A 22603-nucleotide genomic window follows, 5' to 3' on the forward strand; every position below is an offset into this window, starting at 1 on the left:
AATGGCCCCAGTTGCGCTGCACACTGGCGAGCCTTGCGAGGTCAAAATGACAAGAATCGTCAACCTGTACTTTAGCCTGCTGAAACTGATTATCGTCCTGTGCATGCTGAGCATGGTGGTGATGGTATTTGGCAACGTCGTCATGCGTTATGCCTTCAATTCCGGCATCACGATTTCTGAAGAACTGTCGCGCTGGCTGTTCGTGCTGATGGTGTTTCTCGGCGCCCTGGTTGCCTTGCACGAGCGCGGCCATCTCGGCCTTGATCTGGTTATCAAGAAAATGCCTCCGGCGGGGCGCAACATGTGTCTCGCTCTCGGCCATCTGATGATGCTGTTCATCGCCTGGCTGATACTCAGTGGCAGCTGGCAGCAAGCACAGATCAACCTGGATGTCGCAGCGCCCGCCTCCGGCCTGTCGATGGCTTGGTTTTACGGCGTCGGTGTGCTGTTCGGATTGACTGCAATTCCGATCATCGCCCGCGATTTTGTACTGGCTCTGCGCGGCCAGCTACCGCAAGGCAAGCCTGAGATCGAATCCACACATCTACCAACCAGTGAGAGGGCCAACTAATGACTCTGGCTCTTTTTCTTGGCACCCTGCTTGGCACCATGGCGCTAGGCATTCCGATCGCCTTTGCCCTGCTCATGGTCAGCGTCGCGCTGATGTGGCAGCTGGATCTGTTCGATGCACAAATCATCGCGCAGAACCTGCTTAACGGCGCCGATAGCTTCCCATTGCTGGCTGTACCTTTTTTCATGCTGGCTGGCGAAATCATGAACGCTGGCGGTTTGTCCAAACGTATCGTCAACATTGCAATGGCTCTGGTCGGCCACAAGCGCGGCGGCCTCGGTTATGTAGCAATTATTGCGTCCTGCTTGCTGGCTTCATTGTCTGGTTCAGCCGTTGCCGACGCAGCTGCGCTGGCGGCACTGCTTGTGCCGATGATGGTGCAAGCTGGGCACAACCGTGAACGTGCAGCAGGGCTGATTGCTTCCGGCGGTATCATTGCGCCAATTATTCCGCCTAGCATTGGCTTTATCGTTTTTGGCGTTGCCTCTGGAGTGTCGATCTCCAAGCTGTTTCTCGCCGGGATCGTGCCGGGCATCATGCTCGGCGCCGCCTTGGCTGTTGCCTGGTGGTTTGTATCGCGCAGCGAGAACGTGGAAGTCCCACCCAAGCGCAGCCGTCGCGAGGTAATCAAAACCTTACTTGACGGAAGCTGGGCCATTGGGCTGCCGATCATCATTATTGTCGGCCTCAAGTTCGGTATTTTCACACCAACAGAGGCGGCGGTGGTTGCAGCGGTTTACGCCCTGTTCGTGTCACTGGTGATCTACCGCGAACTGAAAGTAAGCCAGTTGTTTGAGGTCGTACTATCCGCCGCAAAAACCACATCAGTAGTGATGTTACTGGTCGCGGCGGCCATGGTTTCGTCATGGCTGGTAACTATCGCAGACCTGCCCGGCCAATTGACCGATCTGCTCGAGCCATTCCTCGACTCCCCAACCCTGCTCCTGCTGATGGTCATGCTCCTGATTATTCTGGTCGGCATGGTCATGGACATGACTCCGTCGATCCTGATTTTAACCCCAGTGTTGATGCCGGTGATGAAACAGGCGGGCATTGACCCTGTTTACTTTGGCGTGCTGTTCCTGGTCAACACCTCGATTGGTCTAATCACCCCACCAGTGGGCACCGTGCTCAACGTTGTCTGCGGTGTAGCCAAATTGCGCATCGACGAAATTACCCGAGGCGTCTGGCCGTTCCTGCTGGCACAGGTAATCGTCCTGATTCTTCTAGTTCTGTTCCCCCAACTGGTTCTGGGGCCGTTGAAGTTTTTCTCCGGTTGAACGCTTGATTCACTGCAAACCCCGTAACTCAAACAATAACGATGGAGTGCCTAACAATGAACAACTGGTTTAAACCACTGCTGACCTCGGCCTGCCTGGCCGGCCTGCTACTCAACAGCCTGTCTGCCCATGCCGAGATTGGTGAGCACACCTTGCGTTTTGCTTTCCAGAACGTGAAGGACCACCCGCAAGGTCAAGGCGCACAAAAGTTCGCTGACTTGGTCAAAAAGAAAAGCGACGGCAAGATGAAGATTCGCCTGTTTGCCGGTGGCGTGCTCGGTGGTGACTTGCAGACTGTTTCTGCCCTGCAAGGTGCAACGCTGGACATGACCGTACTCAATTCGGGCATTCTTGCGGCGCAGGTTCCAGAGTACGCCCTGCTCGACTTTCCGTTCCTATTCAACAGCACTGACGAGGCTCAAGCGGTGATCGACGGTCCAGTCGGCCAAGAACTTTCCAAGCGCTTGGAAGGCAAAGGCCTGAAAACCCTCGGTTACTGGGATCTAGGTTTTCGCAACCTGACCAACAGCAAGCAGCCAGTGGCAAAGTGGGAAGATATGGCTGGCCTGAAAATCCGCGTGATCCAGTCTCCAATCTACCTTGAAACCTTCAAAGCATTGGGTGCAAACCCAGTGCCGATGCCTTTCCCTGAAGTCTACACAGGCCTTGAGCAGCGCACTGTTGATGGTCAGGAAAACCCGTTCACGGTAATCAAGGGCAACAAGTTCAATGAAGTGCAGAAGTACCTGTCGGTCACTCAGCACATCTACAATCCACAGTCCTTCATCATCGGTGAGAAGAGCTGGGCCAAGCTGAATGCAGAAGAACAAGCGGTGATTGTTGATGCAGCGAAGGAAGCCACGGCTTACCAGCGCCAAATCACAGCTGCGGCTCAGGATGAGGCATTTGCAGAGCTGTCGAAAGACATGCAGGCCAACACCGTGACCCCTGAAGAGATGGATCGCTTTCGTGAGAAGGTCAAACCAGTCATCGAACAATTCTCGAAAGACATGGACCCAGCCTTGGTCAAAGCCATGTATGACTCAGTTGAGCAAGCCCGCGCCAGCAACTAAGCCATGCATTAAGGTCTGTTAGCGTTCCGGCGCTGCCTGATTTCAACAATCAGCGCAACAGACCTTAAAAAAAGCGGCCATCAGGCCGCTTTTTTATGCGCCGCTATTTTTCAGCGTTGCAAAAACCCTAATACAGATTCGCAAATCATGCGTTTATGGCGCTGTTTGACTTCTTCGCTGGGCAGATCAATCTGGAAGATTGCGCCAAAGGTATGGCGGTTGGAAACCCGATAAAAACTAAATGAGCTGATCAACATGTGCACGTCAACCGGATCAAGCCCCTTACGGAAAAGCCCGACGTCAGCGCCGCGATCTAAAATCTCACCGAGTGACTTGAGTACATGGCTGCTCTCTGTGCGGATAGTTTCTGACTGCCCAACGTACTGACCAAAGTTGATGTTCTCGATACTGACGATGCGCACGAAATCAACGTTTCGGTCATGGTGATCAAAGGTGAACTCAACTAGACGGCGAATTGCCTCGACTGGCCCCAACTCCCCCAAATGCAGGTTCTGTTCGGTAGAGCGAATATCGCCGTAGAGCTTCTCTAGCACCGCCTGATAGAGCTGTTCCTTGCTACCGAAGTAGTAATAAATCATGCGTTTGGAGGTGTGTGTGCGCTCAGCAATTGCATCCACTCGCGCGCCAGACAGACCAAATTGAACAAACTCAGTAATAGCTGCCTGGAGAATATTCTCGCGGGTTTTCTCTGGGTTGTTCTTACGGCTTTTACGCGGCGCGTCTTCAACAGCGTCGGCAAGCCCTGTTGTTGTAGTCATAATTGGCTGATCGCTTACATTGATTAAACGTGATTATGATCGTGTCGGCCAAACGAATAAAGCCCGGTACCTCAGGTTCTAACAAGGTGCCGGGCTCAGAAGTTAGCCTGCATGCCGCGTTTCACTACAACCGTTTTTTCCCACTCACTCCGCTGCGCGCCTTGGCCATGGCAGCAAGCCGTACCGCAACGTTAGCTGCACCATAACCGACATAACCGTTTTTACGCTGCAACAGTTCGAAGAAGAATCGCCCTTCAAAGGGTTCGGTATACACATGGAATAGCTCGCCACCTTGGGCGTCGCGATCATAAAGCACGTTGTAATAAGCCAGCTCGCTGAGAAACTCATCATCGAAATCAAAGCGCGCAGCTAAGTCATCGTAGTAATTCAGTGGAATATCAAGAAGCGGCACGCCTGCATCCTTGGCGCGATTGATCTCGGTGAACAAGTCTTCGCAAGAGAACGCGATGTGGTGTACGCCAGAGCCGCGATAGCTGGATAACGCATGAGAAATCGCAGTGTTACGATTCTCCGAGATGTTCAGCGGCAGACGCACACTCCCGTTACGACTGCGCAAGGCGCGGCTTTTGACCAGGCCATAGGGGTCGGGCAGCACAACTTCATCATCCGCTTCAAAGTCGAATACGCTCTTGTAAAACAGCACCCAGCTGTCGAGGTTATCGGCTGGCAGAGCCAACGCCATGTGATCGATACGTTGTAGGTTACCAGTCGCCTCAGCCTGCGGGTCGACGATAAAATCGCTGTCATAGATGGTCGCACCTGCAGGTGACTTGTCGAGCAGGTAGATCAGACTTCCATCCGGGGCACGCACCGCAGGGATCTCACGCTCGTTCGGCCCGACTAACCCGCGGTAAGGCTGACCCTTGAACTGGCGCGCACGCTCCAATGCATCGCTAGCATTACGCACTCGCAGGGCTGTCGCGCAGAGCGATGGACCATGGGCTTCGAAAAAGCCATGGGCAAAGGAGTAAGGCTCGGCATTGAGCACGATATTGATATCGCCCTGACGCATCAGGCTGACATCTTTTGAACGATGCCGACCTGCACGAGCAAAGCCCAGGCGTTCAAGCCAATTGCCCAGTTTGCTGCCCTGATCACTGTCGACGGCAAACTCAAGAAACTCCACGCCATCGTATTGACTGGCGGCGGGAGGATCAAACAACAGATCAAGGCTTGGCTGCGCTGTTTGTTCCAGTTCACGGGCCTGCTTTTCGAGCAAATCGCGGGTCTTCTCTTCCAGATACAGCAGTGAGCGTAAACCATCAGCAGCATTGGCCCGTGGCGGTGCCGCGCGAAAGCCATCATTGAAGATTTCAAGAGACAACGGGCCGCGATAGCCAGTACGTAGAATAGGTGCGAGAAACCCCGCCAGATCGAACTCGCCCTGCCCCGGGAAACAGCGGAAGTGGCGGCTCCACTCCAAAACATCCATGGCCAGAATCGGCGCATCAGCCATCTGCACAAAGAAAATCTTATCGCCGGGAATATCTGCAATCGCAGCAGGATCACCCTTAAGGGACAGGGTGTGAAAACTGTCGAGCAGCACACCAAGTGCCGGATGATCGGCCTGCCGCACGATATTCCAGACTTGCTGGTAAGTGCTGACGTGCCGACCCCAAGCCAGCGCTTCGTAACCGATGCGCAGGTCACGAGCACCCGCACGCTCAGCCAGTTGACTGAGGTCATCGACCAGAATTTGTTCATCACCTAATGAGTCAGCCGCAACGTTGCTGCACACCAGCACCAGGTCGGTACCCAATTCTTGCATCAGATCAAACTTGCGTTCAGCCCGGTCTAGATTGCGCTGCAAGCGTTCACGGCGACAGCCCTCAAAGTCACGAAACGGTTGAAACAAGGTGATGGCGATACCTAAATCGGCGCACATTTGGCGCACGTCGCGCGGACTGCCTGCGTAGTAAAGCAAGTCGTTTTCGAAGATCTCCACGCCGTCAAAACCGGCGGCGGCAATCGCTTCAAGCTTTTCTGGCAGAGTGCCGCTCAAAGACACGGTGGCAATCGAACGTTGCATGCTCAAACTCCTGTTTTTATTGGCGCCGCCGAACCTGCCGCGACATGTATTGATGTACCCGCAGAGGGCTCGCTGTCGAGCAGATACGGATCAGGGTACATGGAGTATTCGAGCTTATGCGGTAGACCGCAAACATTTTGTACTAAACAGTTACCTTTATGTTCGATTATCGAACACCCAAAAACAGGCAAAACTGGCATATGGCTTTACTCACCTGAAAGTGAGCGAAACGCACAAATATCGACCTGTAAACCAATCAAAATGATGGCTTCAACAAATAAAATGTACCGAATAGTTAATTATCCGTTCGATTAACGAACAAAACAGACCTAAACGAATTGCGCTATTGGGAATGAACTTCCACTATCAAACCCTCAATGAAGTGCGTGTCTCGCGACTGCCGTCTTCACCGATGTGCCAATAAATACAAATAAAGGTTCATTGCCATGTTGAAATCCCCTAGCACTACAGTGTGTCTGCACAGTACTCCCAAAGTGCACAACAGCCTTTGCACTGATACCCGTTTTAGCCGCAACCATACCTTACAAGGCGCATGCCCCTGACGCGCAGGCAAACTCAGATGCCTGGCGCTGCGACTGCTATTAAGCCGCTCGCGCACGCAATTTAAATCAAGCAAAGCAATCCACCTTGCGCTGTTCACTCAGCGAAGTGGCTTAACTGCGCTCGTCTTTCACATGAGCCCATGCATGCGCACCCAAAACAATAAAACAAGGAAATAAACATGACTGCTAATCGCCTACGCATTGTGCCTGCAACACTGGCAATTGCCGTATCCAGTGCCAGCTTGCCCCTGCTTTCCCATGCGGCGGGCTTTGTTGAGGACGCCAAGGTTTCCACCACCTTGCGCAACTTCTATATCAACCGCAATTTCGTCGACTCCAACGCACCGCAAAACTATGCCGAAGAATGGACCCAAGCATTCATTCTTAACGCACAGTCCGGCTTCACTGAAGGCACGGTGGGCTTCGGCCTCGACGCCTTGGGCATGCTGGCAATCAAGCTCGATGGCGGTAATGGCACAGACGGCACGGCGCTGCTGCCTGTTCACCCAGACGGTCCATCGGACGACTTCGGCCGTGTGGCTGTTGCTGCCAAGGCGAAGATTTCCAACACTGAATTGAAGGTGGGTGAATGGATGCCTGTGCTGCCGATACTGCGCTCCGACGACGGCCGCTCACTGCCGCAAACATTCGAAGGCGCGCAGCTGACGTCCAAAGAAATTGATGGTTTAAATCTCTACGGCGGCCAGTTCCGCCAGAACAGCCCACGTGACAGCGCGAGCATGGATGACATGAGCTACGGCGGCGCGTTTTCCGACCGCTTCAACTTTGCTGGCGGCGACTATGCATTCAATGACAAACGCACCCAAGTGGGTGTTTGGTACGCCGAGTTGGAAGATGTTTACCAACAACAGTATTTCAACCTGCAACACAGCCAGCCAGTGGGCAACTGGGTGCTTGGCGCAAACATTGGTTACTTCATTGGCAAAGAGGACGGCAGCGCACTGGCCGGCGACCTTGATAACAAAACCATTTCAGGACTGTTCTCGGCCAGATACGCCAGCAACACCTTCTATGTCGGTCTGCAAAAGCTCACGGGCGACAACAACTGGATGCGCGTCAACGGCACCAGCGGCGGCACCCTGGCCAACGACAGCTTCAACAACAGCTACGACAACGCCCAGGAACGTTCGTGGCAAGTGCGCCATGATTTCAACTTCGCCGGGCTGGGCATACCGGGCCTGACCCTGATGAACCGTTACATCAGCGGTGACAATGTACACACCGCGACCACCAACGACGGCAAGGAATGGGGCCGCGAAACCGAGTTGGCCTACACAATTCAAAGCGGTGCGCTTAAAGCACTGAACATGAAATGGCGCAACTCAACCCTGCGTCAGGACTTCGCCCAGCGCGACATGGATGAGAACCGGATTATCATTAACTATCCGCTGGACATCCTCTAAGGAGCCGCTGAGAAACTTTGCGCTCCAGCCGGGCTGCTCATTGGTAACAGCCCGGTATTTTCAACGCTTCACCCTGCTTGCTCAACTGCCGAAGAACCTACGCGTGGTAAACCCGGACTTTGCACCGCAATGGGATCGCTAAAGTTCAACGGCTTTTACTGATCGCGGTACCGCACAAATAACAAAGCCAGCACTCATCGCTGGCTTTGTTTGATCGGTATTTGCGGCAAGCTGAATTTAAGCGCGTAATCTTAGTCTTGCAGCGACTCGACACCCATCTCGTCCCACACCTCTTCCGCCAGATGGAAGGTGGCATTGGCGGCAGGAATCCCGCAATAGATCGCGCTCTGCATCAGCACTTCCTTGATCTCGTCACGGGTCACGCCGTTGTTTTTCGCAGCCTTGAGGTGCAGTTTTAGCTCGCCTTCGCGATTCATGCCAATCAGCATTGCAATGGTAATCAGGCTGCGAGTGTGGCGCGGCAGGCCGGGACGGGTCCAGATATCACCCCAAGCATGACGGGTAATCATCTCCTGGAACTCTTGATTAAAGGGCGTCATTTTTTCCAGGCTGCGATCAACATGAGCGTCACCCAGAACCGCGCGACGCACCTGCATGCCTGCTTCATAGCGTTGTTTTTCGTCCATCGTATTCACTCCGATCAAGCCAGCAAAAAATCCAGCACGCGCTGAGAGAATAACTCGCCCGCCTCGACATTCGACAGGTGCGCGGCATGGAATTCAACCTGCTGCGCGCCTGCAATTTTGGACGTCATAAATTGCCCGTCGGCAGGTGTTGTTACAGCATCATGCGTGCCGCACACCACCAGAACCGGCAATGCGATTGTTGCAATCTGCTCACGGAAATCCGCATCACGGACCGCTGCGCAATTGGCGGCGTAACCTTCAGGCGAGGTTTGTGCGAGCATGCCGACTATAGGTTCAACCTTGGCCTGCTGGCTGGCGGCAAACCCTTCGGTAAACCAGCGTGCAATTGATGCATCGCGCAGAGCAGACATTGCAGCAGCGCCGTCGCGCAATACAGTTTCAATGCGTGGGTTCCAGATTTCTGGTGAACCGATTTTTGCCGCAGTGTTACACACCACTAATTTACTCAAGCGCTGCGGCGCGTTAATCGCCAGCCATTGACCGATCAAGCCGCCCATCGACAAACCACAGAATGCAGCTTGCTGGATATCCAAGGCATCGAGCAGCGCAAGTACATCGCGGCCATTTTGCTCAATACTGTACGGACCTTTGGTCACCAGCGATTGACCATGGCCGCGAGTGTCATAGCGCAGCACACGGAAATGCTCAGTAAATGCGGGCATCTGTACATCCCACATATTCAGGTCGGTGCCTAACGAGTTCGACAGCACCAGTACCGGCGCATCAGCCGGACCTTCTAACAAGTAATTCAGTTCGCCATCGGCAAGTTGCACAACAGACATCAGAGGCCTCTATTCGCAAAAATTTTGATGTTCAGCCAATGCGCGTTCAACCCAGCGCCTTGCCTGACCGAGATAAAAAGCTGGATCGAGCAGGCGATCCAGTTCCGCAGCAGACAGTTGCTCGGTTACTTCGGCGTTGGCGCCAAGCACTGCGCGCAGATGTGTGCCTTGTGCTACAGCATCGCGGCAACATTGTTCAAGTAAATGGTGAGCGGCGTCGCGACCGATACGCTGAGCCAAGGCAATGCTGACCGCTTCAGCAAGTACCAACCCTTGAGTCAGGTCGAGGTTTTCACGCATGCGCGATGCTTGCACCTCCAGCCCCGGTACAACCAACAAGGCTTGTTGCAAGGCGCCGGAAACCAGGCAGCACAGCTCTGGCAGGCACTCCCACTCAGCGTGCCACAAACCTAGGCTGCGCTCATGCTCCTGCGGCATGGCAGAGAGCATGGTTGAGACCAGCCCTGGCGCTCGCGTGGCCGCACCGATAAGTACCGCAGCACTGACCGGATTGCGTTTGTGCGGCATGGTTGATGAACCGCCCTTGCCCGGCGCGGCTGGCTCGAACAACTCACCCGCCTCGGTTTGCATCAACAGACTCAGGTCGCGGCCCAATTTACCCAAGCTTCCGGCGAGCATGCCCAGCAAGCTGGCAAATTCAACCAAACGATCACGTTGGGTGTGCCAAGGTTGATCGGGCAGATTCAGCTTCAACTCATCAGCTAATGCCTCGCTGACCGGCCACGCTTGATCGCCCAGCGCCGCCAAACTGCCAGAAGCACCGCCAAACTGCAGACACAGTAAGCGTGGTTTCAACTCAAGCAAGCGCTGGCGATGACGAGTAATAGCGCCGAGCATGCCAGCCAACTTCATACCCAGCGTCACCGGTGTTGCATGTTGCAACCAAGTGCGCCCAGCCATTGGCGTGTCGGCATACCGCTCAGCCTGTTGCGCCAGCGCATCACCCAGACGTTGCAGGTCGTGCTCAAGCAATTCAATCGCGGCCCGCAGTTGCAAGACCAAACCACTGTCCATCACATCCTGACTGGTCGCGCCGAGGTGCACATATCGCTCGGCTTCAACGCTTTCACTGGCGACGCGTTTACCCAGCGCTTTAACCAGCGGAATCGCCGAGTTACCAGCACTGACAATCGCCTGAGCCAGCATCGCGAAATCAAAGTGCTTAGCGCTGCAAGCCGACTCGATTGGGCCAACCACTGTCGCCGGTATCAGGCCGACGCGCACTTGCGCACGGGCCAACGCAGCTTCGAAATCGAGCATGCCTTGTACCCTGCCCTGATCACAGAAGATCGCGCGCATGGCGGGCTGGGTGAAATAGGCATCGAATAGTTGGTTGCTCGGGCTGTTCAAGCCGGTGCTCCTGAGTCTAGGAATGTGTGACTGTTTTATAGCAGTGAACGGGGGCAAGCCAGTAGCGGCAAGTAAAAATCCTTGTCGCTACTGGCCTTGAATATTCAGACCCGCTCGATAGCCAGCGCCAAACCTTGGCCAACACCTACGCACATGGTCGCCAACCCCAACTTGCCGCCGGTTTTCTGTAACTGGTGAACAGCTGTCAGCACCAAGCGATTACCACTCATGCCCAGCGGGTGGCCAAGCGCAATAGCGCCACCATTAGGGTTTACCTTGGCGCTGTCATCGGCCAAACCGAGCTCGCGAGTTACGGCCAAACCCTGGGCGGCGAATGCTTCGTTCAACTCGATAACATCGAATGCGTTGATATCCAGGTTCAGCCGCGCCAGAAGTTTACGTACAGCCGGCACCGGACCAACACCCATCACCCGCGGTGCAACACCGGCGCTGGCCATGCCGAGCACTTTAGCGCGCGGGGTGAGGCCATACTTCTGCACGGCTTCAGCCGAGGCCAGAATCATTGCCGAAGCTCCGTCATTCAAGCCCGAAGCATTGCCTGCGGTGACGGTTTTATCCGTACCGTTGACCGGTTTGAGTTTGGCCATGGCTTCGGCGTTACTGTCCGCGCGCGGGTGCTCGTCAGTGTCGACAACGGTTTCACCTTTACGGGTTTTGATCACCACCGGAACGATTTCCTCAGCGTAATAACCGCTCGCCTGCGCAGCAGCTGCACGTTGCTGACTGCGCAGGGCAAATGCATCCTGATCCGCACGGCAGACCGAGTATTCGTCAGCGACGTTATCCGCCGTGACTGGCATGGCATCGACACCGTACTGCTCTTTCATCAATGGATTGATGAAACGCCAGCCCATGGTTGTGTCTTCGATTTTTTGGCCACGGCCAAAGGCGCTGTCCGCCTTGCCCATCACGTAAGGTGCGCGGGTCATCGACTCAACACCCGCAGCAATCGCCAGCTCCATCTCACCCAAGGCAATAGCGCGGAACGCTGAACCCACTGCGTCCAAACCAGAAGCGCACAAGCGATTAAGGGTTACTCCCGGCACCGTTTCCGGGAGGCCTGCGAGCAGCAATGCCATGCGCGCAACATTGCGATTGTCTTCGCCAGATTGGTTGGCGCAGCCCATGAACACTTCATCAAGCGCGTTCCAGTCAACCTGCGGGTTGCGCTCGATCAATGCACGTAACGGGATGGCTGCCAAATCGTCGGCACGCACCGCTGAAAGCCCGCCATTGAGGCGACCTATCGGCGTGCGCACGGCATCGCAGATAAATACTTCGCGACTCATTCATCACCCCCGGCTTGGCCATGGGCTACGGCGGTACGTGCTTCAAGATCGCGCAGCGCAGTCAACTCTTCAAATTTTGGCGCTTCAGTGGTGGTTACCGTTTCAGCAAAGCGGATTTGCCAGCCGGTGTTCTCAATCACTTGCTCGCGCGTCACACCCGGATGCAAGGAGGTGACGATAAATTCATTGCTGCCCGCTTCGGGCTCCATGATGCACAGGTCAGTGATGATCGCCACCGGCCCCTCGCCCGGCAAACCGAGGCGCTTGCGATGATCGCCGCCTTCGCCGTGACCTACCGAGGTAATGAATGCCAGCTTTTCAACAAAAGTACGATGGCCCTGCTTGAGGATGATCAGCACCTTCTTTGCTGAGCCGGCAATTTCCGGCGCGCCGCCAGCACCCGGCAAACGAACCTTGGGCTGATGATAGTCGCCGATCACCGTGGTATTGATATTGCCGAACTTATCGACCTGCGCGGCGCCGAGGAAGCCAACGTCAATCCGGCCACCTTGCAACCAGTAGCGAAAGATTTCACCTGTCGGCACAACGGTGTCGGCAGTCTCAGCCAACTCACCATCGCCAATCGACAACGGCAATACAGTTGGTTTGGCACCAATTGGGCCGGACTCGTAGATCAACACGACTTCCGGTGCATGGGTCAGACGCGCCAGGTTAGCGGCCTTGGAAGGCAGACCGATCCCGACAAAGCAAACGCTGCCATTACCGAGGCGGCGAGCTGCAGCGACGGTCATCATTTCATTGGTATTGAAGTCGCTCATCACTTGCTCTCCCCGCTCACTTTCGCTTGGTACTCGGCAAAATCCGCAGTGCCACGGATGTATTCATCTATCCATGCGGTGAAGGTTTCACGGTCACGGGCGATTGGGTCCCAGGCTTGGTAGAAACGGTTATCGCGCTCGTAGTAACCGTGAGCGTAGGACGGATGCGCGCCCCCAGGCACCACACAAACGGCGGCAATTGCCCAAGTTGGCAACACGCAGGCATTCATCGGTGCCTGTAAGTCATCAACGATTTCCTCAACCGTGACGATGCAGTGCTCGGCTGCCAATGCTGCTTCTTTCTGCACGCCAAGAATGCCTTGAATCAGCACGTTGCCTTTGCGGTCGGCTTTTTGTGCATGAATCACGGTTACGTTCGGACGCACGCTTGGTACGGCGGCCAGTGTTTCGCCGGTGAACGGACAATCAATGAACTTGATACGAGGATTGACCTTAGCCAAATCCGAACCCTGATAGCCACGCAAAACGGCGAAAGGCAAACCCGAGGCGCCCGACACATAGGCGTTAGCCATGGCCGCGTGGCTGTGCTCTTCAATCTCAAGTGGTTGTGGCCAGCCTTTCTCGACTGCGTCACGCAGGCGGTGCAGCGAGCCGACACCTGGGTTGCCGCCCCAGGAGAAGATCAGTTTTTTCGCGCAACCGGCACCGATCAACAAGTCGTAGACCAGATCCGGCGTCATGCGCACCAGCGTCAGGTCTTTTTTGTTTTGGCGAATCAGCTCGTGAGCCGCAGCGGTTGGAATCAGGTGAGTAAAACCTTCGAGGGCAACAGTGTCGCCATCGTTGACGAAGCGTTGGACGGCTTCGCTTAAAGAAATAATGTCAGCCATGGTAAGTCTCGATTGGTAGACGGGACGTGGCAGCACGTCGTGTGGGTAAAAAGTACTCTGCCGATGCAGCCTGAACAATCCGATAATCGACTATATGTGCGATTATCGAACAACACTCAACTCGTGCAACGCCTGACATAGTGGTCGTTGCACGGTGAGCTCACAGGCGGCTTGCGCTTATGTGGCGTCTGCGTGGCTGACCAAACCCTTGATAACAACTGCCGCCGTAGCGATTGCAGCTGGCACGACAAGTGCGGTCAACACCTGTTCAAAGTTCCAGCCCAGTCCGAGTAACGTAGCGCCCATCCAGGCTCCGAGGATGGCGCCGAAACGACCAATGCCGAGCATCCAGGACACACCAGTTGCGCGCCCTTGAGTTGGGTAAAAACGTGCAGCCAACGACGGCATGGCCGACTGCGCGCCGTTAACACACATCCCCGCCAGCAATACCAATGTGGCTAACAACGTGACTTCACCAAGGCTTTGCCCAACCAGATAGGCAAATACGCCAGCGAAAAGGTAAAAAACACCAATGACCTTATGCGGATTGAAGCGATCCATTGCCCAGCCCACGGCAACAGCGCTGAGCACCCCGCCAAACTGGAACAAAGCCCCGATAAACGCTGCTTGCTCCATGCTCGCGCCGCTGTCACGCATCAGCGTCGGCAACCAACTGGTGAGCAGATAAACAATCACCAGACCCATAAAGTAAGTCAGCCACAACAGCAGCGTGCCTGCACTGTAGGTGCCTGAGAAAATCACCTTGAGCACGTTGCGACTTTGCACGGTTTTTTGCTCGGGAACCGTGAATGCACTGACACCTTGCATGGCAGCTGGCGCAATGGGCTCAAGGACTTTACGCACCTTGTCAGCCCCGCGATTGCGCACCACCAAAAACCGCGCGGATTCAGGCAAACGCAGCAACAAGACCAGCGACAACGCCAACGGCAGGACACCACCAATCAACAACAAGCTGTGCCAGCCGTATGCCGGAATCAGCGCAGCAGAAACAAAGCCACCGCACGCCATGCCCAGATTAAAGCCACAGAACATACTGGTTACCAGCAGCGACTTGAGACGCTCAGGGGTGTATTCAGACAATAGAGTCGTCGCATTAGGCATTGCCGCGCCCAGCCCAAGGCCGGTGAGGAAGCGCAGCACAACAAGCTGGTCGACATTGCCGCTGAACGCCGACAACAGGCTGAACAAACCAAACAGGAATACCGCGACCACCAACACGACTTTGCGCCCGTAGCGATCAGCCAGCGGGCCAGAACCCAAGGCTCCAAATACCATGCCGATCAGAGCAGCGCTCATGACCGGGCCGAGGCTGGCGCGATCAACACCCCAATCCTGAGTCAGCGCCGGTGCAATAAAGCCCATCGCGGCAGTGTCCAGGCCATCAAGGAACACAATCAGAAAACACAGGATAACGATGCGCCATTGATAACGCGAAAGAGGCTGGGCATTGATAAATGACTGCACATCAAGGCTGGCAGTCGGGGAAGTTATAGCAGTCATGGTGGTCTCTTATTGTGGTGAAGAAAGCGGCACCTGCAACTTAAGCGTCCACCATGACTCGCTCAATACGATAATCGATTCAGCGTTCGATTAACGATCAAAAATAGACTTTGGTCTATACCGCTTTCCATTAGCCTGCGACTGACTCATAACGGCCTGCGTACAAGGGTTTATCAATGAAACAAACGAGTGCTCAACTCTTTACTGGCCTCTAGCAGCACCGGAAGAAAGCGTGTTTCCAACTCTTGGCGACTGGTGCGGCTCACATGCGTCCCGACGTTTAACGCGGCCAATACCTGGCCTGCTGAGTCTTTAAGCGGCACCGCTATCGAGCGCAGACCAATCTCAAGCTCTTGATCAATGATCACCCAACCTTGCTGGCGGATCTGCTCGATATTCTCGCGCAGCGCCTCTGGCGTATGCAGGGTGCGACTGGTTTTGATCTGCAAATCAGCATGTTCGAGGTATTCATCGAGCGTCAGATTATCCAGCCCTGCCAGCAGAATCCGCCCCATCGATGTGCAGTACGCAGGCAATCGGCTGCCGACGCTGAGATCAACTGAAATCAAGCGCTGCGGCGTAGCTGAACGGGCAATATAGAGAATCTCATCGCCTTCAAGGCTGGCCATTGAGCAGGCTTCATGCAGTTGCTCACTGATGCGATCGAGAATCGGTTGAGCAGTGACTGCAAGGGGTGTCGAAGATAAGTAAGCATGCCCGAGCGTCAGCACTTTCGGCAGCAATGAATAGGTACGCCCATCGGTTGTGGCATAACCCAGCTTGATCAGCGTATGCAGGCAGCGCCGCACAGCCGCACGGGGAATCTCGGTGCGGTGGCTGATTTGGGCGATGGTCAGATGCCGCTTGCGCTCTTGGAATGCATGAATCACGGCCAAACCACGGGCCAGCGAGGTCATAAAATTAGGGTCGCCGGTCAGTGCTTCAATCCTTTTCGCTGGCGAGACCACAATAGGCGGCGCCAGATTTGACAGCGGTTGGCGTTGCTCATCGCTCATTGTAGTTATCCTTTATTGACCATCTAGCCTGTGAGCGATTATCGAACCAATGCTCGATTATCGCAATCCTGGCTTACTGACATATCCCGCACATTACATTCACAAATGTGGCCCAGCGAGCCAGCCGATAAACAGGCTGTAGGTCACAAACGACAGCAGCGTCGCACCAACCAAAGCAGCCGCGCAGCGCCCTTGCAAACCGAAGCGCTGACCGACAATGGGGTAAATACTCATCATCGGCGCACAGGCAAATAACACGCCCGCCACACGTAAGCCCGGATCTTCAACTGGAAGAAAACTAAAACACAGCAGCACCGCCAGAGGATGCAACACCAACTTACCTAGACTGATCTGCAGCACATCGGTGAGCATGCCGCCAATGCGCATTCCCACCAGACTGCCGCCGATCACGAACAAGGCCACCGGGGCAGAAGATTGAGCCAGCATCTCCACCGCCCGCATCGGTATGTCAGGCACATGCAGGCCCAGCAGCGCGACCAGTAAACCCAAACAGATCGCGATAATAATGGGGTTACTCACGAGTCGCTTGCAGGTGACAGCTACGGTTGCGCGCAGGCCCAGACCATGACTCTGCCCCGCTTCAGCCAAGGCAAAAGCGAGCGGCAGCATCAGCAGGTTTTCGATCAACACACCCATGGCCAACCCGACAGCAGCGGCCTCACCGACCACCAAGGCGGCAATCGGATAACCTATAAAGCCGCTGTTGGACATGGACATTCCGACCGCGGTAATCGCGCTGCCGCTGAGCGAATCACCGCGCAAGCGTCGTGATACGACAAAACCCAGCGCAAATACCAGCAGCGAGGCCAAGCCGTATGCCAGCAGGTAATTGCGCTCGAACACCTCATCCAGCGGCCGCTCGACCAATGCTTTGAACACCAGCGCCGGCAGCGCAAAGCTAATAACGAAACGACCCATTCCGGCCACTTGCTCGCGGCTGATCCACTGCAGGCGGGTGGCGATAAAGCCAATGCCTATGATCAGAAAAATCGGTGCGGTGATGCCCAAAATCTGCAACATAATTTCAATACTTCAGTTGGCAGAGTTGCTGTAAACGACTGCGTGTCCGTGAGAAGTCGACATGACTGCCCGGCTGGCACAGATCATCCAAACCCGCCTCACAGCCTAAAAAGAGTTGTACGCCGCTGTCATAAGCAATATCGATAAAATTGAGAAAGCGCTGCTGAACATCAATCCCCTCGGCATCCAGACAAGGCACACCAGTTACCGCAAGTTGCCGATACTGGTCGCACAACCAGAGAAAATCCGCACTGGCACGCGGCCGTCGACATAGCTCGCTAAAATCCAGCCAAAGCTTTGCAGCCTCCCGGGCGCGTAGTTTTAGCAGATGATGATTTAGGACTATTTCGCAGTCATATTCAGCGCTGCCGGTGAAAGCCAAGCGCTTACCAAGCACAGCACTGGACTCATCAATCGGCCATAAATACTCACCCCAGCAATAGCCTGGGCTCTGGCGATAGTCGGTTCCGCCATCGAGTTGTAAAACTGCAAAGCGCTGCTCAAGCAAACGGATTGCTGGCTTGAAACGCTCGCGATACAGCGGATTGGGGCACAAGCCTTGAGGCGCATAGTTGGACGTACAGACCACACCAACACCCTTATCGACCAAAGCCTTGAGTAAGCGCCCGAGCAGCATTGCATCGCCAATGTCATGTACATGAAACTCGTCAAAACAGAGCAAGCGTGTGCTTTTGGCGATGTCACCCGCAACCCGGCCCAAAGGGTCGGCTTTACCTGTGTAAGCGAGCATGCGTTGTTGCAACTCCTGCAAGAACGCATGGAAATGCACGCGGCGTTTGTCTTCCAATGGTGCGGCGGCAAAAAACGCATCCATCACAAAACTTTTGCCGCGCCCCACCCCGCCCCACAGATAAACCCCGGCCACGGGCTTGCTTAGCCAACGCGAACGATGGGCCAGAAACGCCGAAAGCCACTGACCGAGATGGTCAATGGCTAACTGTTGTGCAGGGTCGGCACTAAAGCCTTTTTCACTGAGCAGCGTCGTAAAATGTGCACCAACGAGCTGCTCCGGCAGGCGCTCGCTAGAAGTCAAAAAACACCGTTTCTCCCTCGCCCTGAATAGTGATATCAAAACGATAAGCCAACTGACCGTCAACTTCACAGCGCTGCGCGACCAAAGTCTCACGCCGTTGTGGCTGCTCAATCAGGTTAAGCACCGGGTCTACCGCGTTAGCCTCTGCTTCATCAGAGAAATACAAACGGGTTTGCAGATGAATGTTGATCCCCCGAGCGAACAGGGAAATATTGATATGCGGCGCCATCGGCACACCCGCAGCATTATTCACCACACCGGGCTTGATAGTGTTCAGTGTCCAGCCGCCAGTTTCAAAAGTGGTGGCGGTACGACCAAAGCAATTGAAGGGTTTTTCTAGGTCGTAGTCGCTGTCGTAACGGCCTTGATCATCGGCCTGCCAAAACTCCAGAAACGAGTCTTTAACCAGATGACCATTACCGTCATGGACATTACCAATCAACAGGATGTGCTCGCCCGGCGCCTCAGGTTTTGCCATCTGATTCCAGATTTCCTGTGGCCGCGCCGGGTTGCCTGCGGCGGCCAAGGCCAGACCAATATGCACATAGGGGCCAGCGGTTTGTGAAGGGGTTTCGGCTAGCAATTCAATAGGCATGACAATTCCCCTCAGCGATTTTCAAAATGAGTCTGACGCTGCCCGCGCAGCACGATATCGAAGCGATAAGCCAGACAATCCATCGGGTTGGCCGCACTCATATCAAGCTTGGCAATAAGGCTCTGCACCGCATCGGGATTGGCGATCGACTTAACAATTGGGCACATCGGAATCAACGGATCACCCTCAAAATACAGCTGGGTAATCAAGCGTGTCGAAATCGCCGGGCCGCTGATGGAAAAGTGAATATGCGCTGGACGCCAGTCATTCGGGCCATTACGCCACGGATAAGGGCCAGGCTTGACCGTGCGGAAACTATAATAGCCATCGCGATCGGTCAGGGCACGGCCCACGCCACCAAAATTAGGATCAAGTGGCGCGAGATAACGGTCGTTTTTGTGACGATAGCGACCACCTGCGTTAGCCTGCCACATCTCAACCAAGGTGTGTGGAATCGGCTTGCCGTACTGATCAATAACGCGGCCAGCAACGATGATACGCTCGCCAACTGGCAACCCACCGTTGTTGAAGTTGAGCAGCAAATCGTTGTCGTACTCGCCCATTTTCAGGTGCGAGAAATCAGGACCAGTCGTCTCTGAAACGGATTGGGGAATACTGACCAATGCCTGGCGCGGCGAGCGGGCAATCGAAGTTTTATAATCAGGCGTCAGCGCCTTCGGGTGCCAATTGCGGTCACGAATGACAAAGCGGCTCTGCGCATCAGACATATCGATTTCCTCTTATTAGAATGAATGAGACTCACTGCTGGCTTATACCGGCCAAGCGCAGTTTCCTGCAGAAAATCGCACATGGATATTGAAAAGATCGCATCCATCCATAACCAAAAGGTTATGGATATCTAATATCCCGTGCATGATTGTTCAAGCTGGGCACTCGGCTAAAAGCCTTTTGCTTGCTGCAAGGGCCATTTCAGCACGCTGTAACGCATTGATACCTTGTTGTTGAACGGGCACTTCCAGACTTAATGGAATGTGCGCCGGCAAGGCATGTAGCAATCCGTGCAGATCACAATCGCCCTCGCCGGGGAAGCGCCGCTCGCTACGCGCCTGACGCAGGATTTCCGCCATGTCATCCGGTCGTGGGCCGAGCACATCGCAAAGTTGTGCATAGCGCATGCACGCCGGATCAACCCGCGCAAGCTGCTCGAGACTTGAAGCCGAGCGGTCAAAATGGAAAGCATCAACGAGCACGCAGCCATTACTGCGCCCTGCCGCCTCAACAATACGCAGCGCTTGATCGAGGTCACGCGCATCGGTCCAGGGCATAAACTCCAGATGTGGGTTAAGACCATACGGTTTGGCCAGATCGCACAACAGGGCAAAATTATCGATCAGTCTTGCTTCATCCGGATCATTACCGGCCACCAGCAATTCGCTGGCAGTAAATTCGGCGCCTACTTCAATCAACCAGCGAAAATCATCAACACGGGTATCAGGTTTTAGCCGCAGTATCTCAACATCCAGCACGCCAATGCCGGTGTCGCGCAAGCGTTGCTGAGTCTGGCGACGCAGCCCGGCATCAGTCATTAACGCAAAGTGTCGCTCCTCTGCGGTAGCCGGTAGCAGACGCAAGCCGACATGGCTATAACCCGCGCGGGCAGCCACTTCCACCATTTCAGGGGGTGACAGTTCAAGCACGGTTAGCGCAGCAAGGGAAAATATTTGTTCGCTCATCGACGGGTCCTGTAGCTGCTTGGGCTTGACCTCAGATCTGTGCAGGCGTGCAGGCCCGCCCTGTTTCTGCGGCTTGGCGTATGGCTTCGATCAAGGCCAGGGTGCGTCCTGCATCTGCGGCGCTCACCATGGGCTCAGCTTCACCCCGTGCGACCTGGATAAAGTGCTCAAGCTGGCGAGTCAGCGCCTCGGCCTCAGGATATGGCTGCACCTGCGCCAACAATGGATCGTGCCAACCAGCATCTGCTGCGTCGTAGCGCCAATGCTTTAACTGCGGCAGGCTCAATGCGCCCTGTGTGCCGGCGAGCAGATAGCAGGGTTGGTCCGCATGCTGCGGATAAATCGGGTTCTCACCAGAGCTCAACTCCCAGCTCCAGGGCGCAACGACCGCATCGGAACCGGTCAGGCTGCCCAAGGCGCCATTGGCAAACTGCAACAACACCGCGACGCTATCTTCGTTGGCGAAGCCACGCGTCCGGTTACTGGTCACGGCCTGCACCGACTGCACTTCGCCGCACAGATGGCGCAGCAAGTCGAGATCATGAATCAGGTTGGTCAGCAGCATTCCAGCACCCGCCTCGCGGCGCCATGGAATGTCGAAGTAATCGTCGGGTTTGCGCAGTTGCCACAAGGCGGTAACCGCTGTCAGTTGCCCCAGCGCACCGCCCTCAAGCATCTGTCGAGCTTTGGCAATCAGCGGGTTGTGCCGACGATGATGCCCCACCAACACGGCAACGCCGGTGGCTTGAGAAACCCTGACCAGCTCACGAACTTCATCAAGGTCGACACCGACCGGTTTCTCAAGCAAAACGGCAACCCCGGCATTGAGGCAGTCGATCGCTGTTTGCACATGCAGATTGTTGGGATTGGCAATGATCGCCGCTTGCGGTTTTGCCTCGGCCAGCATCACTTGATGATTGGCAAAGTAAGGAATACCGCGCGCCTTGGCAATTTCGGAGGCCTGCGGATTGGGATCGGAAATCGCGCAGAGCTGCGCCTGATCCATTGGGTCCAAGTGCTCAAGGTGCTGCTGGCCCATGGAGCCAGCGCCGATCAGGGCGATACAAAGTGGGTTGGTCAATGTCGATCCTCCGGTCCGTTGTGAAAAGTCATTTTATTATTTAGAACTTAGTTCCATTTTTAAATCAAGCACGCAAAAGAGCCGTTTGCTACCAACTGACCGCCGGATCATGAATTGCTGCAGACAAAATTAAGGCCGCGATAGCGGCCTTTGCATTAACTGAACAGTTCCGAGGCCGGACTCGCGCCGGATAACTCCTCGGCAGTCCTGAGTAACATGGTTGCCAAATCATGCATGCGCGGCTCAGTCAGCCGCGCACTCGGCCCGGCGATGCTCAGCACACCAATACTGCGCCCATCAGCAGGACTCTTCACCACCACGGCCATTGCCGAGGTACCGACGGCGGAGCTTTGTTCGACCCAGGCATAGCCGTGTTGGCGCGCAACCTGTAATCGAGCAAGCAAGTCTGTGGTGTTGCGCGGCGCATTGACTCCCAACTGCTGAGGATCGAGCACTGGCCCCTGCGATTCCACCAAAGCCAGGGCGGATGCGTCATCCATACTTGCCAACCAGGCATGTCCGGACGCGGTATATAGCAAAGGTGCATCGCGGCCCATATCCGGGTCATAGCGCAGCCCACCCTTTGCGCCTTGGGCCTTGGCAATCCAGGTCAGACGCTCATTATCAATAACACCAAGACGCACCAGTTCACCGCACTCCTCGGCCAATCGATCGAGAATCGATTGAACAATATCGGAGCCGGCGTTAGACAAATAACGAAAACCCAGCGCAACCAGCTTGGTCGACAATTGATAACGGCTGCTATCCGGATTCTGCCTGACATAGCCCAACCGTATCAGTTCAGCCAGCATGCGATGAGTCGCACTTTTCGGGATGTTCAAATCGTCAGCCAGGCTTTGCATCTGCAAGCCTTGTGGTTCCTGCGTGAGGCTTTCCAGAAGGCTGAGTGCGCGTTCGATCTGACTGCCGGCCATAGTGCTGAAATCCATGCTGAGTTTGGCGAAGATTCTAACGGGATAGTTCAAGCCTGGGAAACTGGCAGGTTCGTTAGCCTGCCCCTCATTCGACAATCGAACAAAGCGTATCCAACGTAGATTAAGCGTACAGCGTAGCCACCATCCAACCTGAAAATAGCGAGC

21 protein-coding genes are annotated in these 22603 nt (G+C 55.0%); 4 read left to right on the top strand and 17 right to left on the bottom strand.

From position 1 onward, the window contains the following. Positions 1 to 46 precede the first annotated feature (46 nt). Genes ACN0UH_RS12365 through ACN0UH_RS12375 form a run of 3 tightly spaced genes read left to right on the top strand, consistent with a single transcriptional unit; the run spans position 47 to position 2924 of the window. Positions 47 to 571, top strand: a complete 525-nt coding sequence (locus tag ACN0UH_RS12365) for a TRAP transporter small permease (protein WP_417662317.1) — start codon at positions 47 to 49, stop codon at positions 569 to 571. Beyond that, positions 571 to 1851 carry a TRAP transporter large permease subunit gene (locus ACN0UH_RS12370; protein WP_417662318.1) on the top strand — a complete coding sequence of 427 codons (1281 nt, stop codon included), beginning with the start codon at positions 571 to 573 and terminating at the stop codon, positions 1849 to 1851. Before ACN0UH_RS12365 ends, ACN0UH_RS12370 begins: the two co-directional genes overlap by 1 nt. A 56-nt stretch (positions 1852 to 1907) precedes the next feature. After that, positions 1908 to 2924 (top strand): TRAP transporter substrate-binding protein, encoded by a 1017-nt coding sequence (locus ACN0UH_RS12375; protein WP_417662319.1) that lies wholly within the window; start codon positions 1908 to 1910, stop codon positions 2922 to 2924. A 110-nt stretch (positions 2925 to 3034) separates the two neighbouring features. Here the strand turns inward: ACN0UH_RS12375 and ACN0UH_RS12380 are convergent, their stop codons facing one another. Beyond that, positions 3035 to 3703 (bottom strand): TetR family transcriptional regulator, encoded by a 669-nt coding sequence (locus ACN0UH_RS12380; protein ID WP_417662320.1) that lies wholly within the window; start codon positions 3701 to 3703, stop codon positions 3035 to 3037. 124 nt (positions 3704 to 3827) lie between these two features. After that, complete coding sequence (gene quiC / locus ACN0UH_RS12385; protein ID WP_417662321.1) at positions 3828 to 5753, bottom strand: 3-dehydroshikimate dehydratase QuiC; 1926 nt, start codon at positions 5751 to 5753, stop codon at positions 3828 to 3830. Between the two features lie 742 nt (positions 5754 to 6495). On the opposite strand from quiC, the gene ACN0UH_RS12390 reads away from it, so the two are divergent. Continuing rightward, on the top strand, positions 6496 to 7740 hold the full coding sequence (locus ACN0UH_RS12390; RefSeq protein ID WP_417662322.1) for an OprD family porin: 1245 nt from the start codon (positions 6496 to 6498) through the stop codon (positions 7738 to 7740). Between the two features lie 251 nt (positions 7741 to 7991). On the opposite strand, the gene pcaC is transcribed toward ACN0UH_RS12390, so the two are convergent. From pcaC to ACN0UH_RS12465, 15 genes are all read right to left on the bottom strand, one after another. After that, positions 7992 to 8387, bottom strand: coding sequence for a 4-carboxymuconolactone decarboxylase (gene pcaC / locus ACN0UH_RS12395; protein ID WP_417662323.1), 396 nt, complete (start codon positions 8385 to 8387; stop codon positions 7992 to 7994). A 14-nt stretch (positions 8388 to 8401) separates the two neighbouring features. Beyond that, positions 8402 to 9190 carry a 3-oxoadipate enol-lactonase gene (gene pcaD, locus ACN0UH_RS12400; protein WP_417662324.1) on the bottom strand — a complete coding sequence of 263 codons (789 nt, stop codon included), beginning with the start codon at positions 9188 to 9190 and terminating at the stop codon, positions 8402 to 8404. 9 nt (positions 9191 to 9199) lie between these two features. After that, positions 9200 to 10561 carry a 3-carboxy-cis,cis-muconate cycloisomerase gene (locus tag ACN0UH_RS12405; RefSeq protein ID WP_417662325.1) on the bottom strand — a complete coding sequence of 454 codons (1362 nt, stop codon included), beginning with the start codon at positions 10559 to 10561 and terminating at the stop codon, positions 9200 to 9202. 104 nt (positions 10562 to 10665) lie between these two features. Next, positions 10666 to 11871, bottom strand: a complete 1206-nt coding sequence (pcaF, locus tag ACN0UH_RS12410) for a 3-oxoadipyl-CoA thiolase (protein WP_417662326.1) — start codon at positions 11869 to 11871, stop codon at positions 10666 to 10668. Beyond that, positions 11868 to 12650 (bottom strand): CoA-transferase subunit beta, encoded by a 783-nt coding sequence (locus ACN0UH_RS12415; protein WP_417662327.1) that lies wholly within the window; start codon positions 12648 to 12650, stop codon positions 11868 to 11870. The genes pcaF and ACN0UH_RS12415 overlap by 4 nt, the downstream gene beginning before the upstream one ends. Further along, on the bottom strand, positions 12650 to 13501 hold the full coding sequence (locus ACN0UH_RS12420) for a CoA transferase subunit A (protein WP_417662328.1): 852 nt from the start codon (positions 13499 to 13501) through the stop codon (positions 12650 to 12652). Before ACN0UH_RS12420 ends, ACN0UH_RS12415 begins: the two co-directional genes overlap by 1 nt. A 177-nt stretch (positions 13502 to 13678) precedes the next feature. Next, the gene (locus tag ACN0UH_RS12425) at positions 13679 to 15022 is read right to left on the bottom strand and encodes an MFS transporter (protein WP_417662329.1); all 1344 of its coding nucleotides are present in this window, start codon (positions 15020 to 15022) and stop codon (positions 13679 to 13681) included. Positions 15023 to 15195: 173 nt separating this feature from the next. Beyond that, complete coding sequence (locus ACN0UH_RS12430; protein WP_417662330.1) at positions 15196 to 16038, bottom strand: IclR family transcriptional regulator; 843 nt, start codon at positions 16036 to 16038, stop codon at positions 15196 to 15198. Between the two features lie 99 nt (positions 16039 to 16137). Next, a complete protein-coding gene (locus ACN0UH_RS12435; RefSeq protein ID WP_417662331.1) occupies positions 16138 to 17079 on the bottom strand; it encodes an AEC family transporter in 942 nt (313 codons plus the stop codon). Positions 17080 to 17083: 4 nt separating this feature from the next. Beyond that, positions 17084 to 18133: a cell division protein ZapE gene (gene zapE / locus ACN0UH_RS12440; RefSeq protein ID WP_417662332.1), complete on the bottom strand. Its 1050-nt coding sequence runs from the start codon at positions 18131 to 18133 to the stop codon at positions 17084 to 17086. Further along, entirely contained in the window at positions 18123 to 18728 is a 606-nt protein-coding gene (pcaG, locus tag ACN0UH_RS12445) for a protocatechuate 3,4-dioxygenase subunit alpha (protein ID WP_417662333.1), read from the bottom strand. Before pcaG ends, zapE begins: the two co-directional genes overlap by 11 nt. A gap of 11 nt (positions 18729 to 18739) precedes the next feature. Further along, positions 18740 to 19456 (bottom strand): protocatechuate 3,4-dioxygenase subunit beta, encoded by a 717-nt coding sequence (pcaH, locus tag ACN0UH_RS12450; protein ID WP_417662334.1) that lies wholly within the window; start codon positions 19454 to 19456, stop codon positions 18740 to 18742. Between the two features lie 153 nt (positions 19457 to 19609). Next, positions 19610 to 20422: a sugar phosphate isomerase/epimerase family protein gene (locus ACN0UH_RS12455; RefSeq protein ID WP_417662335.1), complete on the bottom strand. Its 813-nt coding sequence runs from the start codon at positions 20420 to 20422 to the stop codon at positions 19610 to 19612. Between the two features lie 31 nt (positions 20423 to 20453). Beyond that, entirely contained in the window at positions 20454 to 21503 is a 1050-nt protein-coding gene (locus tag ACN0UH_RS12460) for a Gfo/Idh/MocA family protein (protein ID WP_417662336.1), read from the bottom strand. A gap of 155 nt (positions 21504 to 21658) precedes the next feature. After that, complete coding sequence (locus ACN0UH_RS12465; RefSeq protein ID WP_417662337.1) at positions 21659 to 22438, bottom strand: IclR family transcriptional regulator; 780 nt, start codon at positions 22436 to 22438, stop codon at positions 21659 to 21661. Positions 22439 to 22603 lie beyond the last annotated feature (165 nt).

Source organism: Pseudomonas sp., assembly GCF_048265905.1.
Taxonomy (GTDB): Bacteria; Pseudomonadota; Gammaproteobacteria; order Pseudomonadales; family Pseudomonadaceae; genus Aquipseudomonas.

What these genes read in the sequence shown, in the direction of transcription:
- ACN0UH_RS12415 (WP_417662327.1), bottom strand. Translation starts at nt 12,650, where the DNA reads ATGAGCGACTTCAATACCAATGAAATGATGACCGTCGCTGCAGCTCGC.
- ACN0UH_RS12365 (WP_417662317.1), top strand. Translation starts at nt 47, where the DNA reads ATGACAAGAATCGTCAACCTGTACTTTAGCCTGCTGAAACTGATTATC.
- ACN0UH_RS12380 (WP_417662320.1), bottom strand. Translation starts at nt 3,703, where the DNA reads ATGACTACAACAACAGGGCTTGCCGACGCTGTTGAAGACGCGCCGCGT.
- ACN0UH_RS12390 (WP_417662322.1), top strand. Translation starts at nt 6,496, where the DNA reads ATGACTGCTAATCGCCTACGCATTGTGCCTGCAACACTGGCAATTGCC.
- ACN0UH_RS12435 (WP_417662331.1), bottom strand. Translation starts at nt 17,079, where the DNA reads ATGTTGCAGATTTTGGGCATCACCGCACCGATTTTTCTGATCATAGGC.
- pcaD (WP_417662324.1), bottom strand. Translation starts at nt 9,190, where the DNA reads ATGTCTGTTGTGCAACTTGCCGATGGCGAACTGAATTACTTGTTAGAA.
- pcaF (WP_417662326.1), bottom strand. Translation starts at nt 11,871, where the DNA reads ATGAGTCGCGAAGTATTTATCTGCGATGCCGTGCGCACGCCGATAGGT.
- pcaH (WP_417662334.1), bottom strand. Translation starts at nt 19,456, where the DNA reads ATGTCTGATGCGCAGAGCCGCTTTGTCATTCGTGACCGCAATTGGCAC.
- ACN0UH_RS12455 (WP_417662335.1), bottom strand. Translation starts at nt 20,422, where the DNA reads ATGAGCGAACAAATATTTTCCCTTGCTGCGCTAACCGTGCTTGAACTG.
- ACN0UH_RS12425 (WP_417662329.1), bottom strand. Translation starts at nt 15,022, where the DNA reads ATGACTGCTATAACTTCCCCGACTGCCAGCCTTGATGTGCAGTCATTT.
- quiC (WP_417662321.1), bottom strand. Translation starts at nt 5,753, where the DNA reads ATGCAACGTTCGATTGCCACCGTGTCTTTGAGCGGCACTCTGCCAGAA.
- ACN0UH_RS12430 (WP_417662330.1), bottom strand. Translation starts at nt 16,038, where the DNA reads ATGAGCGATGAGCAACGCCAACCGCTGTCAAATCTGGCGCCGCCTATT.
- pcaG (WP_417662333.1), bottom strand. Translation starts at nt 18,728, where the DNA reads ATGCCTATTGAATTGCTAGCCGAAACCCCTTCACAAACCGCTGGCCCC.
- ACN0UH_RS12420 (WP_417662328.1), bottom strand. Translation starts at nt 13,501, where the DNA reads ATGGCTGACATTATTTCTTTAAGCGAAGCCGTCCAACGCTTCGTCAAC.
- ACN0UH_RS12370 (WP_417662318.1), top strand. Translation starts at nt 571, where the DNA reads ATGACTCTGGCTCTTTTTCTTGGCACCCTGCTTGGCACCATGGCGCTA.
- ACN0UH_RS12375 (WP_417662319.1), top strand. Translation starts at nt 1,908, where the DNA reads ATGAACAACTGGTTTAAACCACTGCTGACCTCGGCCTGCCTGGCCGGC.
- ACN0UH_RS12465 (WP_417662337.1), bottom strand. Translation starts at nt 22,438, where the DNA reads ATGGCCGGCAGTCAGATCGAACGCGCACTCAGCCTTCTGGAAAGCCTC.
- pcaC (WP_417662323.1), bottom strand. Translation starts at nt 8,387, where the DNA reads ATGGACGAAAAACAACGCTATGAAGCAGGCATGCAGGTGCGTCGCGCG.